The organism is Corynebacterium afermentans subsp. lipophilum (assembly GCF_030408375.1).
GTDB lineage: Bacteria > Actinomycetota > Actinomycetes > Mycobacteriales > Mycobacteriaceae > Corynebacterium > Corynebacterium lipophilum.
In genome coordinates this window covers 1,583,708-1,598,145 of the sequence record NZ_CP046530.1, presented here as the reverse complement: position 1 = coordinate 1,598,145, position 14,438 = coordinate 1,583,708, and the positions used below count along the sequence as shown (strand labels likewise).

The following is a 14,438-nucleotide window of genomic DNA, read 5'->3' as shown; positions in this document are numbered from 1 at the left end:
TGGGCCCCATGTCTGAGATCGAATTCACAATCACCCCCACTGCGAATCCCACCCCCGACGCGGAACGCGCGAAGATCCTCGAGGACCCGGCATTCGGCCAGCAGTTCACGGACCACATGGTCTCCATCGAGTGGACCGAGGACGAGGGCTGGCACAACGCGCAGGTGCGCGCCTATGAGCCGATCTCGCTAGACCCCGCGTCCAACGTGTTCCACTATGGCCAGGCCATCTTCGAGGGCCTGAAGGCCTACCGCCACACTGACGGCAGCATCACCGCGTTCCGCCCGGAGCAGAACGCGAAGCGCCTGAACAACTCCGCCGAGCGCATGGCGATGCCGGAACTGCCGGAGGAGGTCTTCCTGGAGGCGGTGCGCCAGATCGTGGACATTGATAAGGACTGGGTTCCGGAGGCCGGCGGCGAGGCGTCGCTGTACCTGCGCCCGTTCATGATCGGCACGGAAAAGACGCTGGGCGTGAAGCCGTCGTCGAGCTACAGCTTCCACATCATCGCCTCCCCGGCCGGCGCGTACTTCTCAGGCGGTATCAAGCCGGTCAGCGTGTGGATCTCCGAGGATTACGTCCGCGCGGCCCCCGGCGGCACCGGTGACGCGAAGTTCGCCGGCAACTACGCCGCGTCCCTGCTCGCGCAGCAGCAGGCCGCGGAGAAGGGCTGCGACCAGGTGGTTTGGCTGGATGCGATTGAGCGCAAGTACATCGAGGAGATGGGCGGCATGAACCTCATGTTCGTCGAGGGCTCCGGCGAGGACGCGAAGATCATCACCCCTGAGCTGACTGGTTCGCTGCTGCCGGGCATCACCCGCAAGTCGCTGCTGCAGGTGGCGAAGGACTTAGGCTACGAGGCGGAGGAGCGCCGGATCACCGTCGAGCAGTGGCGCTCAGGCGTGGAAGACGGCACCATCACCGAGACCATGGCGTGCGGCACCGCAGCCGTGATCACCCCGGTCGGCACCGTGAAATCCAACGAGGGCGAATTCACGGTGAACAACAACGAGGCCGGAGAGATCACCATGGCTATGCGCGAGCGCCTGCGCGGCATCCAGACCGGCGACGTCGAGGACACCCACGGCTGGAACACCGTGCTCATTGAGGGCTAGTCGCTAGTCGACGCCCCTTCGGCCAGCACCTCACCCGCCAACTCCGCCGCGAGGTTGAGCTGTCCGAGCGCGGCCAGGGCCCCTGCGCCCTGGCCCGTTTTCATTTCCAGCGCCAACACCGGCGTGAGGCCGAGCGCCTCTAGGCAGCCGGCGTGGGCCGGTTCCGCGGTGGACTGGCCGGCGATGAGCCAGTCCTTCGTGCCGGGGGCGAGGCGCTCGGCCACGTAGGCGGCGAGGGTGGGGTAGGCCTCGCCGAGCAGCACCGGGGTGCGCCGCGCCGCCGATTGGGCGATCAGGCCCACTAGGAAGGCGAAGTCCGGGCCGGTGAGTTCGGCGCAGACGCGCTCAGTGTCCTCGCGGAAGCCGCGCACGCGGAACATCGCGTCGCGCACCGCGGTGACTTTGACCTTCCACACCTTGTCGTTGATGCCGGAGCCGCGGCCGATGGCCTTGACCGGCTCGGTGCGGGTGAACACGCCGTAGGCGGCCGCGGCGACGGTGGTGTTGCCTACCCCGATGTCGCCGGGGATGATCAGGTCCGCGCCCGAATCGATCTCGTTGTCGGCCACCTCCGCGCCGGCGGCAAGCGCGGCGTCGAACACCTCGGGGGACGTGGCGGCTTCCACATCGATGGCGCCGGTGGGGGCGTCGAGGTAGTCGTCGATGAACCTCACCGTCGCTCCCGCCAGGCGTGCCGCGGCATGGGCCGGGCCGCCGCCTGCGCACAGCTGCTGCGCCTGGGCGTCGCCCGCGTCCTGCGTCCACGCAGACACCTCGCGTGCGGCGACGCCGTGCTTGCCCGCCACCACCACAACGCGCGGGCGGACGAACGGGGCGGGGATGTCCTTGCCCTGCACGGAGGCGGTCCAGGACGCCAGCGAGCCGAGCCTGCCCAGCGCCAGCCCTGCGGCAGAGCCCGCCAACGCGTCGGCGACGGCGTGGCCGTGGGACTGCTTCGGGGCTTCAACCGGCGGAAACTGCATGGCCTAGACCTTTGCTCCCACGGCGACGCGCGGCTTCGGGGTGCGCCAGTTGCGCGGCTGGGTGGCGCGGGAGAAGGCGTACATGCCCAGGCCGAAGCCGGTGTTGGCCTCAGGGAACTTCTCGCGCACTGCGCGGTTGGCCCGGATGCCGATGATGACACCCTCGATGAAGATAGTCAGCATGAACAGCAGACTGAGCAGCGACAGCACGGCGGACACGCGCGGCAACCAGGTGCCAATCAGCATGATCAGCAGCAGCACGAGCGCCGCCGGCATGACGTAGTTGTTGAAGAAGCGCTTGGAGTCCACCCAGTCGCGCACGAACCCGCGCACCTCGCCGCGGTCGCGTTCGGTGAGGTAGCGCTCGTCGCCGGCGTCCATGCGGGCCTGGATCTCGCGGTTGCGGGCGCGGTTTTCCTCCCGCACCTTCTTCTTGTGCGCCTTCCACTCCTCTTTGGACATGGTCTTTTTCAGCTCTTTTTCGCGCTGACGGATCTGCGCTGGGGTGGCGGCGTTGGGGTCGCGCACCACGCCGCGCTTGATCTCTTGGTCGATGCGCTTCGGTGTCGGGCGGCCCTTCGGCGGGGTGTAGCCCTTGGGGAGCTTCTTTTCCGCCTGCTCTGCCTCAGGCTTCGCGTCGGGCAATTCAACCTTCGTGGAGCCCGCCGCGCTCGCTGCGCCGGCGTTGTGCTCGGATTTCTGCCAGGGAAGTTTCACGCTCTTTAGGCTACAAGGCGCGCGAGCCCAAGTGGAATAGACCGGCGGGGCGGGCGGTTGCACAGTCTGTAGCGAGTGGCGCGTAGCATGGGCGCACACTCCAAATCGAAGCTTGAAGTCGACGCACGAAGGAGACTGCAATGACTGCCCCCACTTCTACCACCGGCGTGAACCTGACCGAGGCCGCCGCAGCGAAGGCGAAGGCGCTGCTTGACCAGGAGGGTCGCAACGACCTGTCCTTGCGTATCGCTGTCCAGCCGGGCGGCTGCGCCGGCCTGCGCTACCAGCTCTACTTCGACGACCGTGACCTGGACGGCGACAAGGCCGACGAGGTCGGCGGCGTGCGCCTGGTCGTGGACAAGATGAGCGTGCCCTACCTCATGGGCGCCACCATCGATTTCGCGGACACCATCGAGCAGCAGGGCTTCACCATCGATAACCCGAATGCCGGTTCCGCATGCGCCTGCGGCGACAGCTTCAACTAAGCACTCCCTGCTTATCGACGACTAAAGCTCCGCACCGTCAAACAGTGCGGAGTTTTTTCACGCCTTAGCTGCAGCCGTGTTCCTCGGCGAGCCACGCGAGGGCTGCGTCTTCGTCGCCGGGCTCATCGGGCTGAACCGGGTCCTCGGAGAAAATTTCGCCGGTGCGTGCCTTATCTTTCGCAATGGTCAGCATCAGTGCGCTGCCATCGGGGAAGTCGTAGACCATGTTGGCTGAGGCGTAGCCGGCTGTCGGGGCCCCGAAACTCCTCGAGTTGTCCAAGCCTCGGAACGCGAGCATGGTCGCTTCGGCGGAGGATGCGGTGTCGCCGTCGACAAGCACTGCGACCGGCGCGTCCCACTTGCCGCCGGAGGTAGTCGTCGGACTACCGCCGCCGCGCACCCCGTTGCCCTCGATCGTTACGGGGCTGGAGTATGCGTTGGAGACAAACTCCAGCGCCGTGCCGTCCGGTAGCAGGGGAGAGACCCCGGCGAGCATCGGCCCCATGTCGCCTCCGTCGTTTCCGCGGAGGTCCACCACCGCGCCGCAGGCACCGCCGTCGCGAGCGGCAGTCAACCCCTTGGCAAGCGTGTCGGCGTAGTGCTGGCCGTCGTCGTGACGGTCCACACCGGGCACCGTCGCCCAGGCCACGCCGTCTCTGACATTCACAGACGGGGAGCGGGTGTCCGCTTCACTTGCGTTGTCCTGCTCGGCACCAGGCTCGATGAGCTTGGAGTGCTTGCCGCCGGCAGCCTCCACGGCATCGTCGAGGGCGGAGCGGACGTCGTCACGCGAAGATGCCCCCTGAACCGCATCTTCAGCTGCGGCGCGCGCGGCCCGGAACTCCGCGGAGTCGCCGTAGATGCCTTCCTCCGACAGATCCAACACTGTCTTTGCGTAGCGGCTTGGCGTGTCTGTGCCCCAGAATCGCGCGGTTCCCGAAACCTTCGCGGTCATGGTGGGGCCGTAGACGAACGCGACGGCGACGGCGACAAGCATGAGCGCGGCGAGGACACCGCCTACTGCGATGAGGACTTTCCGTGCAGTTGACATGCAACCTATTCAACCAGGCAGCCGTGCTGTAGGCAGCCGGATCCGTCGGAAAATGGCTGCGTTAGAGCTGGATCGGGTAGTCCTTGTGTTCGATCTGCGGGTCGATGCGGTGCTCGACAAAGATGCCGTGCCAGACCATGAACGCCAGCACCGTCCACAGTCGGCGGGAGTGGTCGGAGACACCGTCGCGGTGCTCCTTGAGCATCTCCAGGACTTGGTCCTTAGCAAAGATGTCGTCGGTCTGGGACTCGCGAATGGTGTCCTGCGCCCAGCCATAGAGCTCGTCGCCCGCGAGCCAGTGGCGCATCGGCACCGGGAAGCCCAGCTTCTTGCGGTGCAAAACGTGCGGCGGCACGATCTGCTCCATCGCCTTTCGCAGTGCGTACTTGGTGGTGCCGTTGGCGATTTTCTGGTCGAACGGGATGGTCTGTGCGACCTCGAAAACTTCTTTGTCCAGGAAGGGAACGCGCAGCTCCAGGGAGTTGGCCATGTTCATCTTGTCGGCCTTGACCAGGATGTCGCCGCGCATCCAGGTAAACAGGTCCAGGTTCTGCATGCGCGCCACGGGGTCCATCTCGGTGGAGGCGGCGTAGATCGGGGCGGTGACCTCGCGGTGGTCCCACTCGCGCTTCGCCCACGGCAGCACGCGGCTGAGCTGGTCGAAGTTGAAGGAGCGGGCGTTGCCGTAGTAGCGGTCCTCGATCGGGGTGGTGCCGCGCTCGAGCAGGCTCTTACCCTTCATCCCCTCCGGCAGCACGCGGCTCAAACGGTTCAGGCCCTTGTTCAGCGCGCTCGGCAGCTTCTCAAACGGCGCGAGCGACAGCGGCTCCTTGTAAATAGTGTAGCCGCCGAACAGCTCGTCGGCGCCCTCGCCGGAGAGCACCACCTTGACGTGCTTGCGTGCCTCCTGCGCCACGAAGAACAGCGGCACCAGGGACGGGTCCGCCACCGGGTCGTCCAGGTACCACATGATCTTCGGGATGGCGTCGGCGTACTCCTCCGGGGAGACAATCTTCACGATGTGCTCCACACCGATCGCCTCGGCGGACTCGGCGGCCACATCCACCTCGGAGTAGCCCTCGCGCTCAAAACCGGTGGTGAAGGTGAGCAGGTTCGGGTTGTGGCGCTTCGCCAGGGTGGCAATCGCGGTGGAGTCGATGCCGCCGGAGAGGAAGGAACCCACGGTGACGTCGGCACGCATGTGCTTTTCCACGGAGTTCTCCAGCGCACGCGCGATGCGGTCGTAGAGGTCCTGCTCCTTGCCCTTCGGCACCGGCTGGGACCTAAAGTGCGGCTTGAAGTAGCGGTCCGAGTGCACCTTGCCGCCCGGCTTCAAGGTGACGGTGCAGCCGGACTCGACGCGGCGGATCTCCTTGTGCAGGCTCTCCGGCTCGGGCACGTACTGCAGGTCCACGTAGTGCTCGATCGCGCGGCGGTCAAGGTCGAGTCCTAGACCGAGCTCCGGCGCCATCTCCAGGATGGACTTCTTCTCGGAGGCGAAGACCGTGCCCTTGTCGGTGGTGGCGTAGAACAGCGGCTTGATGCCGAACTGGTCGCGCGCCGCGAACATCGTCTGCGTCTCGGTGTCCCAGATGACGAAGGCGAACATGCCGCGCAGGTGCTCCACCACGTTCGCGCCCCAGTGGTGGAAGCCCACCACGATCGGCTCGCCGTCGCCGGACGTGTTGAAGGTGTGGCCGGCGGCCTGCAGTTCTTCGCGCAGCTCGATGTAGTTGTAAATCTCGCCGTTGAAGGTCAGCGCGTAGCGCTCCGGGTTGTCTGCCGGGCCCCAACGCAGCGGCTGGTGGGAGTGCTCGAGGTCAATGATGGCCAGGCGGTTAAACCCGAACACGGCCGAGTCGTCGTTCCAGGTGCCGGCCGCGTCCGGGCCGCGGTGGTACATGCACGGCAGGGCGCGCTCGACAGAATCAACGAACTTGGCTGCGTTTGCGTCCGCGGTTAGCAGGGCAAGAAGGCCACACATACTCAAACCTCTCCGTATATATAAGGTGCGCCGTTTTCACGCGGCGGGAAGTCCCCTCAACAATAAGGTTTTGCACCCCGTTTTCGTGAACCGGAACCGCCCAACTTTCGCCGTGCCCCATAAGGGGGCCAACTTAAGGATGAACTTTTTCGCGGTCTCGTTTGCTTAGCGAAGCATTATCGTCGCTAAGCACTTGCTTATCGACGAGCCTCCGGCCCTCACCGCAACCCCCACTTTCAAGATTCCGACGGGCCAGGCCGGATGAACTATTCTGACCCCGTAGGAATGTTCTGTCACGAACATGGGCATTCAGTGTTTTTAGTGTGGACAGGAAGGCAGACACACGTGGATAAGGAAGTAAACCGCGGTTTCGCCAAGAAGGCCGGCGTCGCGGCAGCACTCCTGCTCGGCAGCTTCGGGCTCGCTGGCTGTGACGTCGCTGCGCCGGAGGCGGTCGCAAACATCCTCGACATGGGCTGGCCGGACCCGGTCACCCCGGAGGGCACCCAGATGTACAACTTCTGGGTCTGGACCTGGGTTGCCGCCTGGATTATCGGCATCATCATGTGGGGGCTGTTCATCATGGCCATCGTCCGCTGGAACTCTAAGGCCCGCGCGAAGAGCGGCGCCGGCGAGTTCCCGCGCCAGACGCAGTACAACATCGGCCTCGAGCTGGGGCTGACCGTCCTGCCGATCATCATCGTGATGGTGCTGTTCTTCTTCACCGTCCAGGCGCAGACGAAGACCACCGCCCTGGACAAGGATCCGAAGGTGACCGTGGACGTCACCGGCTACCAGTGGAACTGGAAGTTCGGCTACGCCAACGTTGCCGGAGAGCTGACCGCGGACGGCCAGGACTACGACGGTCTGGACGCTGAGCGTCAGGCGCTCGCCGAGGAGACCAAGTACGACCCGGAGGACATGCACAACGCGAACCCGATCCACGGCACGTCCATGGGCGACCAGTCCTACCTCAACTTCAACGAGATCGAGACCATCGGCTCCACCGAAGAGGTGCCGGTGCTGGTGCTGCCGACCGACACGGCGATTGAGTTCCGCCTCGCGTCCGGCGACGTGAACCACGCGTTCTGGGTTCCGGAGTTCCTGTTCAAGCGCGACGTCTACGCGCACCCGGAGAACAACCAGCAGCAGCGCGCGTTCCAGATCGAGCGCATTGAGGAAGAGGGCGCCTTCGTCGGCCGCTGTGCCGAGATGTGCGGTACCTACCACGCAATGATGAACTTCGAGGTCCGTGCCGTGAGCCCGGAGAAGTTCGAGCAGTACATCCAGTTCCGCCGCGACAACCCGGGTGCCCCGAACTCCGAGGCGCTGAAGTCCATCGGCGAGGACCCGTACGCCACCTCCACCCGTCCGTTCGTCACGGGCCGCACTGACACCCGCGGCGGCAACAACACTGTCGACCCGAACGCGAACGTTTAAGAAAGAGAGAGCGAAGCCATGGGAACTGGATCAAAGGTTTTCTACGCCATCGGCACCTTCCTTGCTTTGATGGCCGTGTTCTACATCCTCGCCACCGCCTGGATCGGTGAGGACGCGTACCTCTTCGGCGTGGAGTGGGTCGGCGCTGTCGGCCTCGTGCTGGCTGCTGTCATGTCCTTCATGCTCGCCGGCTACCTCGACATCACCGAGCGCCGCATGGACATCGTTCCGGAGGACTGGGAAGAGGCGGAGATCGAGGACGGCGCTGGTGTGCTCGGCTTCTTCTCCCCGAGCTCCATCTGGCCGTTCACGATGGCTATGGCCATCTGCGTGCTCGGCCTGGGTATTGCCTTCTGGCAACTGTGGCTGCTCGCCCTTGGCGCAGTGTTCCTGATTTGGGCCACCACCATGCTGAGCCTGCAGTACGGCATTCCGCGTGAGAAGCACTAAACGCTGAAACAGAAATTCCCCCGCCGCGAGTAGTCGCGACGGGGGAATTTTCTGTCGTTATGGTGCAGTTCATCTCCCGATCATCCGAAAGTTTGTCCCCCATTTAGCCCGCCGGGACGGACCGCTGTGGGTGTGAGATCAGGCACACTCGGGAACTTTACCGTCCGCCGAAAACTGCGCGAAAAATTGAGATGAAACCTCTCGGTGGGGGAGGGGGATCGCCGCCTGACGCGATGACCAGCATTGATCTAGTCGGATTTGGGGCAGAAAAGTTCCCGAAAAAATGAAAAAGTTTTTCCGTCATACGCGTGTATCTAAAAGGCGCTGGTTGCGCACGACTTCACAGGGAAATTTCGGGGGTGAGTGAGATGAATATCAGGACGAAATAGGGGATAATCTCACCCGTGACGACCGCAATGACAAACCAAGATATGGCGACGCCGCAGAATCGCGTCCCAGCGCTGAACCGTCCGAACATGGTCAGCGTGGGCACGATTGCGTTCCTCGCCCAAGAGCTCATGTTCTTTGCCGGTTTGTTCGCGATGTACTTCACGTCGCGTGCAAACGGCCTCGCTAATGGTGACTGGAGCACCCAGACCGATCACATCAACGTTTTGTTCGGCGGCATCATCACCGTCGTGCTGATCGCGTCCTCCTTCACCTCCCAGTTCGGCGTTTTCGCCGCCGAGAGGGGTGACGTGTTCGGCCTGCGCAAGTGGTTCACTGTGACCATTGTGCTGGGCGTCATCTTCCTCGGCCTGGTGGCCTACGAGTGGTCCGAGTTGGTGGCAGCCGGCGTAACGCCGCAGTCTTCCGTATTCGGTTCGGTGGTGTACATCATCACCGGCTTCCACATGGCCCACGTGACTGCCGGCATCCTCGCGTTCATCGTGGTGCTGCTGCGCGTGGCCAAGTCGAAGTTCACCCCGGCTCAGGCAACCGCCGCAATGGCAGTTTCCTACTACTGGCACTTCGTCGATGCCATCTGGATCGGCGTGTTCATCACCATCTACCTCGTTCAGTAGTGCGCTTCCAGGCGATTGCCTGGGGGAGCGGAAAAGTTCTGAAAAGTCGATAAAGGGAACACAATGGAAAACACACCCAAGAAGAAGCGCCAGGGACGCAAGACGCAGCGCACGCTCGCTGGCGCAGCGGCCCTGACGCTGGGGTTGACTGGTGCGGGTCTGCTCGCATCTGCTCTCACCCCGAACGCACAGGTGGCGACGGCGGCCCGTGATGATCAGGCGCTGATCCAGGAGGGCAAGGACCTCTACGACGTCGCCTGCATCACCTGCCACGGCGCGAACCTGCAGGGCGTTGAGGACCGCGGTCCGTCGCTCATCGGTACCGGCGAAGGCGCCGTGTACTTCCAGGTCAACTCCGGCCGTATGCCGATGATGTCCAACGACGCTCAGGCTGAGCGCAAGCGTCCGCGCTACACCGAAGAGCAGGCTCTCGCCCTCGCCGCCTACGTTGCGGCGAACGGCGGCGGTCCGGAGCTGGTGTACAACGAGGACGGCTCGCTGGCTATGGACGAGCTGCGCGGCAAGGACTACGACGGCAAGATCCAGGAAGCAGACGTCGCCCGCGGCGGCGAGCTGTTCCGCCTGAACTGCGCGTCCTGCCACAGCTTCACCGGTCGCGGCGGCGCGCTGTCGTCCGGTAAGTACGCACCTGAGCTGGATCCGGCCAACGAGCAGGAGATCTACCAGGCAATGCTCACCGGACCGCAGAACATGCCGAAGTTCTCTGACCGTCAGCTCTCCGCTGACGAGAAGAAGGACATCATCGCCTTCATCAAGTCCACCAAGGAAACCCCGTCCCCGGGCGGCTACGCCCTCGGTGGCCTCGGCCCGGTTTCTGAAGGTATGGCGATGTGGATCATCGGCGTGACCCTGGTCGCTGCCGCTGCTATGTGGATTGGATCTCGCTCATGAGTGATGTGAAGAAGAATTACACGAAGGAAGAGCTGGACCGCATGAGCAATGCGGAGCTGGCCGCCCTGGGCACCGAGCTCGACGACGTCACGGTGGCGTACCGCAAGGAGCGCTTCCCGGTCGAGGGCGACCCGCGCGAGAAGTCCGCTGCCACCGGCATTGGTATCTGGCTGACCATCTCGATCATCTCCGCGCTGGCCTTCCTCGGCGTTTACCTGTTCTGGCCGTGGGAGCCGAAGTTCCACGGCGATGAGGGCCTGTTTATTTACACCCTCTACACGCCGCTGCTCGGCCTGACCGCCGCTCTGGCGTTCTGCGGTCTCGGCGTCGCAATCATCCAGTACGTGAAGAAGTTCGTGCCGGAAGAGATCGCGGTGCAGCGCCGCCACGACGGCCGCTCCAGCGAGCTGGACCGTCGCACCACCACGGCGCTGCTGAACGACGCGTGGGAGACCTCGACCCTGGGCCGCCGCTCGGCCCTGAAGGGCCTGCTGGGCACCGCGGGTGTTCTGGCCGGTCTGATGGTCATTGCCCCGCTCGCCGGCATGATCAAGAACCCGTGGAAGGTCCGCCACGAGCTGGATTACCACGGCGACGGCACCCTGTGGACCCACGGCTGGACCATCCAGGACAAGGGCGTGAAGGTCTACCTCGGCCGCGACACCGGCGCTATCGCCGAGCTGCACGAGGGCGTGACCGGTTCCCACTACACCACCGCTGGTGTGTCCCGCCTCGTGCGTATGCGCCCGGAGGACCTCGCGGCCGGTGCAATGGAGACGGTGTTCCCGCTCTACTCGGAGGACGTCAACGACGGCAAGGATTTCGACCCGGAGCGCGACGTCTACGAGCACCACATGCACTCCATCCACGGCCCGCGCAACGCTGTCATGCTCATCCGTCTGCGTTCTCAGGACGCGAAGAAGGCGATCGAGCGTGAGGGCCAGGAGGACTTCCACTACGGCGACTACTACGCCTACTCCAAGATCTGCACGCACATCGGTTGCCCGACCTCTCTCTACGAGGCTCAGACCAACCGCATCCTGTGCCCGTGCCACCAGTCGCAGTTCGATGCTTTGCAGTACGGCAAGCCGGTCTTCGGCCCGGCCGCCCGTGCACTGCCGCAGCTGCCTGTGACTGTTGACGAAGACGGTTACCTCATCGCCAACGGGAACTTCATCGAGCCCGTCGGCCCGGCATTCTGGGAGCGTCAGTCCTAATGAGCACTAAACTTGAGCAAGCCGCGGACAACGTTGATTCGCGCTACACAATCTCGGGCGTCCTGCGCCCGCAGCTGAACAAGGTCTTCCCGACCCACTGGTCCTTCATGCTCGGCGAGATGGCGCTGTACAGCTTCATCATCCTGCTGCTGACCGGTATCTACCTGGCACTGTTCTTTGACCCGTCCATCACCAAGGTCATCTACGACGGTGCGTACCTGCCGCTCAATGGCGTCGAGATGTCCCGCGCGTACGCAACCGCGCTGGATATTTCCTTCGACGTGCGCGGCGGTCTGTTTGTCCGCCAGATGCACCACTGGGCCGCACTGATGTTCATGATGGCGATGTTCGCCCACATGATGCGCGTGTTCTTCACCGGCGCCTTCCGTCGCCCGCGTGAGGCCAACTGGCTCATCGGTGTCACCCTCGTGCTGCTGGGCATGATCGAGGGCTTCATGGGCTACTCCCTGCCGGACGACCTGCTCTCCGGCGTCGGCCTGCGAATCATGTCCGCAATCATCCTTGGCCTGCCGATCATCGGCACCTGGATTCACTGGGCGATCTTCGGCGGCGACTTCCCGTCGGACCTGATGCTGGACCGCTTCTACATCCTCCACGTGCTGATCCTGCCGGGCATCATTCTCGCCCTGGTTGCGGCTCACCTCGCACTTGTCTGGTTCCAGAAGCACACCCAGTTCCCGGGTCCGGGCCGCACCGAGAACAACGTTGTCGGCGTGCGCATCATGCCGGTGTTCGCCACCGAGGCAATCGGTTACATGATGGTCGTGTTCGCGGTCCTGGCCGCTATGGCTGGTCTGACCTCCATCAACGCAATCTGGAACTTGGGCCCCTATAACCCGTCCCAGGTCTCCGCTGGTTCCCAGCCGGATATCTACATGCTGTGGACTGACGGCGCTGCCCGTGTCATGCCGGCGTGGGAGCTCTACTTAGGCAACTACACCATCCCGGGCGCGTTCTGGGTGGCCCTGCTCTGCGGCCTGATGGTTGTCCTGCTGATCACCTACCCGTTCATCGAGCAGAAGGTCACCGGCGACACCGCCCACCACAACCTGCTGCAGCGTCCGCGTGACGTTCCTGTACGCACCGGTGTCGGTGTCATGGGCCTGACCTTCTTCCTGCTGCTGACCATCTCCGGTGGTAACGACCACGTGGCGCACTTCTTCCAGATCTCGCTCAACGCGATGACCTGGGTCGGCCGCATCGGCCTGATCGTTCTGCCGCCGCTGGCCTTCTTCATCACCTACCGCCTGTGCATCGGTCTGCAGCGCTCGGACCGTGAGGTTCTGGAGCACGGCATCGAGACCGGCGTGATCAAGCGCCTGCCTAACGGTGCGTTCGTGGAGATCCACCAGCCGCTGGGTCCGGTGGACGAGCACGGCCACCCGGTGCCGCTGGAGTACGCCGGTGCCCGCGTGCCGAAGCAGATGAACCAGCTCGGTTTTGCAGACTCCGACACCATCGGCAAGTTCTCCCCGGCAGAGCTCGGCGTCACCGAGCGTGTGCGCGACGCAGAGGAGCAGAACCACCACGAGGCCGTCGAGACGCTGCGCGCCCTCGAGGCCACGAAGGACCGTTCCGACCGCGACGCCACCAACGAGAGCGCGGAGTAGCTGTAACGCATTAGCGGTCGCGATTTAGCCCCTTTCCCGGCTCCGGGAAAGGGGCTTTTTCTTGGTTACAAACCCGTAAACAAGGCCATGTGACAAAGACCACAGAGATTTTCAGGTTGTGTCTGCGTGCAAGTTTTGCGCACTCGTATGGCCGGCATCGTGGTGGGTTAAACATGCAGCGTAACTGGGGTAAATAGGGTATTTCTGGCTGCCTGGGTGTCAGGTGAACGAAGCTAAGATGCGGACACGTCACACGCATTTTTTCTTGGTAACGGAACTGTAACGGCGTGGCGGGTGGACACCGTTGTTGCCGTTTCGTAACCTGTTCGAGACATTGCGACAACAGCCGTTGGCAGCATGTACCGAAAACAACATATGAGCCGTAACCCGAAGCGGCGGTCCGCACCCGCGGAACGCGCGCCACGGGGACCGGGGAACCAAAGGGAAGTCAGATGCTCCCTTGGGGCGCAGGGCCATTTCTCAGCACCCCGCCCGACAGCTAACCCGGTTGGCGAAGAGAAGATATGGAGAAAACTATCGTGGCAAAGCACCGTCGCCAGAACAACACCGCAGCACGCGCAGCAGCGGCTACCGCAGCCGTCGCAGCAGGCGCTGCACTGGTCGCGCCGGCCGCAGCCTCCGCAGCAGAGGTCCGTGTTCCCAACACTCCGGTTTCCGTCCAGGTTCCGGGCATTGAAAATGTCCCGGGTATCGCTTCCATTCCGGGCATCGACGCCTGGATCCCGTCGCTCGCAGGCGCACCTGCAAGCGGCAACGTCCAGAACGCAATCGCTTCCGTGAAGGCAATGCCGGGAGTCGCTAACGTTCCGGGATTCAGCCAGTTCCTTGCAAACGTTGAGCAGCAGGTCCGCCCGGCAGCTCCGGCTCCGGTCAAGCAGACCTACTCCGCACCGGTTGCCGCTCCGGCACCGGCTCCGCAGCCGTCGATTGGCGAGCGCATCGTTTCCATCGCGCAGTCCAAGATCGGCTCCCCGTACGTCTACGGCGCTTCCGGCCCGAACGCCTTCGACTGCTCCGGCTTCACCTCCTGGGTTTACGCTCAGGCTGGCAAGTCCATCCCGCGTACCTCCCAGGCTCAGGCTTCCGCCGGCCAGCAGGTCGCTTTGAGCGATATTCAGCCGGGTGACATCGTTGCCTACTACGGTGGCGCGTCCCACGTCGCTATCTACGCCGGCAACGGCCAGATCATCGACGCGCTGAACTCCGGTATCCCTGTCGGCTACCGTGATCTGCACATGATGCCGATCCACTCCGTGGTCCGTTTCTAACAGCAGACTTTTTGCCCCGTTCCGCATCGTGCGGGCGGGGCATTTTTCTCTTTTAACTCAGTAATCACTCAAGTCACACGTTGAGCATTTTGCTTGGCCGCGGCCTCTGGAACAGCTATAGTTTGTACGTTCTCGCCGA

Annotated in this window: 13 protein-coding genes and 1 riboswitch; of the genes, 9 read left to right on the top strand and 4 right to left on the bottom strand. The window is 63.8% G+C overall.

All coding sequences use genetic code 11. The features are described 5' to 3' along the window. Positions 1-8 precede the first annotated feature (8 nt). Entirely contained in the window at positions 9-1,115 is a 1,107-nt protein-coding gene (locus CAFEL_RS07630; protein ID WP_194559582.1) for a branched-chain amino acid aminotransferase, read from the top strand. Here CAFEL_RS07630 and CAFEL_RS07625 read toward each other — a convergent pair. Together CAFEL_RS07625 and CAFEL_RS07620 are read right to left on the bottom strand one after the other, a co-directional pair. Then, complete coding sequence (locus CAFEL_RS07625) at positions 1,112-2,098, bottom strand: nicotinate-nucleotide--dimethylbenzimidazole phosphoribosyltransferase (protein ID WP_194559581.1); 987 nt, start codon at positions 2,096-2,098, stop codon at positions 1,112-1,114. The genes CAFEL_RS07630 and CAFEL_RS07625 overlap by 4 nt on opposite strands. A gap of 3 nt (positions 2,099-2,101) precedes the next feature. Further along, the gene (locus CAFEL_RS07620; RefSeq protein WP_194559580.1) at positions 2,102-2,815 is read right to left on the bottom strand and encodes a DUF3043 domain-containing protein; all 714 of its coding nucleotides are present in this window, start codon (positions 2,813-2,815) and stop codon (positions 2,102-2,104) included. 140 nt (positions 2,816-2,955) lie between these two features. Here CAFEL_RS07620 and CAFEL_RS07615 point away from each other — a divergent pair, with 140 nt between their 5' ends. Continuing rightward, complete coding sequence (locus tag CAFEL_RS07615) at positions 2,956-3,300, top strand: HesB/IscA family protein (protein WP_034998489.1); 345 nt, start codon at positions 2,956-2,958, stop codon at positions 3,298-3,300. Positions 3,301-3,364: 64 nt separating this feature from the next. Here CAFEL_RS07615 and CAFEL_RS07610 read toward each other — a convergent pair whose 3' ends face one another. Continuing rightward, positions 3,365-4,351 (bottom strand): S41 family peptidase, encoded by a 987-nt coding sequence (locus CAFEL_RS07610; protein ID WP_194559579.1) that lies wholly within the window; start codon positions 4,349-4,351, stop codon positions 3,365-3,367. 61 nt (positions 4,352-4,412) lie between these two features. Beyond that, entirely contained in the window at positions 4,413-6,335 is a 1,923-nt protein-coding gene (asnB, locus tag CAFEL_RS07605) for an asparagine synthase (glutamine-hydrolyzing) (RefSeq protein ID WP_194559578.1), read from the bottom strand. A gap of 345 nt (positions 6,336-6,680) precedes the next feature. Here asnB and ctaC point away from each other — a divergent pair, with 345 nt between their 5' ends. The 7 genes from ctaC to CAFEL_RS07570 all read left to right on the top strand — a co-directional run bounded on the left by ctaC (position 6,681) and on the right by CAFEL_RS07570 (position 14,299). Next, on the top strand, positions 6,681-7,775 hold the full coding sequence (ctaC, locus tag CAFEL_RS07600) for an aa3-type cytochrome oxidase subunit II (RefSeq protein WP_194559577.1): 1,095 nt from the start codon (positions 6,681-6,683) through the stop codon (positions 7,773-7,775). 18 nt (positions 7,776-7,793) lie between these two features. Then, positions 7,794-8,225, top strand: coding sequence for an aa3-type cytochrome oxidase subunit IV (gene ctaF, locus CAFEL_RS07595; protein WP_194559576.1), 432 nt, complete (start codon positions 7,794-7,796; stop codon positions 8,223-8,225). 404 nt (positions 8,226-8,629) lie between these two features. Beyond that, positions 8,630-9,250 (top strand): aa3-type cytochrome oxidase subunit III, encoded by a 621-nt coding sequence (gene ctaE / locus CAFEL_RS07590; protein WP_194559575.1) that lies wholly within the window; start codon positions 8,630-8,632, stop codon positions 9,248-9,250. Positions 9,251-9,313: 63 nt separating this feature from the next. Further along, on the top strand, positions 9,314-10,162 hold the full coding sequence (gene qcrC, locus CAFEL_RS07585; RefSeq protein WP_194559574.1) for a cytochrome bc1 complex diheme cytochrome c subunit: 849 nt from the start codon (positions 9,314-9,316) through the stop codon (positions 10,160-10,162). Further along, positions 10,159-11,379, top strand: coding sequence for a cytochrome bc1 complex Rieske iron-sulfur subunit (gene qcrA, locus CAFEL_RS07580; protein ID WP_194559573.1), 1,221 nt, complete (start codon positions 10,159-10,161; stop codon positions 11,377-11,379). Before qcrC ends, qcrA begins: the two co-directional genes overlap by 4 nt. Beyond that, on the top strand, positions 11,379-13,010 hold the full coding sequence (gene qcrB, locus CAFEL_RS07575; protein WP_194559572.1) for a cytochrome bc1 complex cytochrome b subunit: 1,632 nt from the start codon (positions 11,379-11,381) through the stop codon (positions 13,008-13,010). Before qcrA ends, qcrB begins: the two co-directional genes overlap by 1 nt. Positions 13,011-13,407: 397 nt before the next feature. Next, positions 13,408-13,536, top strand: a riboswitch (cyclic di-AMP (ydaO/yuaA leader). 13 nt (positions 13,537-13,549) lie between these two features. Next, positions 13,550-14,299 (top strand): C40 family peptidase, encoded by a 750-nt coding sequence (locus CAFEL_RS07570; protein ID WP_194559847.1) that lies wholly within the window; start codon positions 13,550-13,552, stop codon positions 14,297-14,299. The last annotated feature ends 139 nt before the right edge of the window (positions 14,300-14,438 follow it).

Bases quoted from the DNA above. Each gene is read 5' to 3' on its own strand.
- qcrA (WP_194559573.1), top strand. From the start codon at position 10,159: ATGAGTGATGTGAAGAAGAATTACACGAAGGAAGAGCTGGACCGCATG.
- CAFEL_RS07610 (WP_194559579.1), bottom strand. From the start codon at position 4,351: ATGTCAACTGCACGGAAAGTCCTCATCGCAGTAGGCGGTGTCCTCGCC.
- ctaF (WP_194559576.1), top strand. From the start codon at position 7,794: ATGGGAACTGGATCAAAGGTTTTCTACGCCATCGGCACCTTCCTTGCT.
- qcrB (WP_194559572.1), top strand. From the start codon at position 11,379: ATGAGCACTAAACTTGAGCAAGCCGCGGACAACGTTGATTCGCGCTAC.
- qcrC (WP_194559574.1), top strand. From the start codon at position 9,314: ATGGAAAACACACCCAAGAAGAAGCGCCAGGGACGCAAGACGCAGCGC.
- asnB (WP_194559578.1), bottom strand. From the start codon at position 6,335: ATGTGTGGCCTTCTTGCCCTGCTAACCGCGGACGCAAACGCAGCCAAG.
- CAFEL_RS07625 (WP_194559581.1), bottom strand. From the start codon at position 2,098: ATGCAGTTTCCGCCGGTTGAAGCCCCGAAGCAGTCCCACGGCCACGCC.
- CAFEL_RS07615 (WP_034998489.1), top strand. From the start codon at position 2,956: ATGACTGCCCCCACTTCTACCACCGGCGTGAACCTGACCGAGGCCGCC.
- CAFEL_RS07630 (WP_194559582.1), top strand. From the start codon at position 9: ATGTCTGAGATCGAATTCACAATCACCCCCACTGCGAATCCCACCCCC.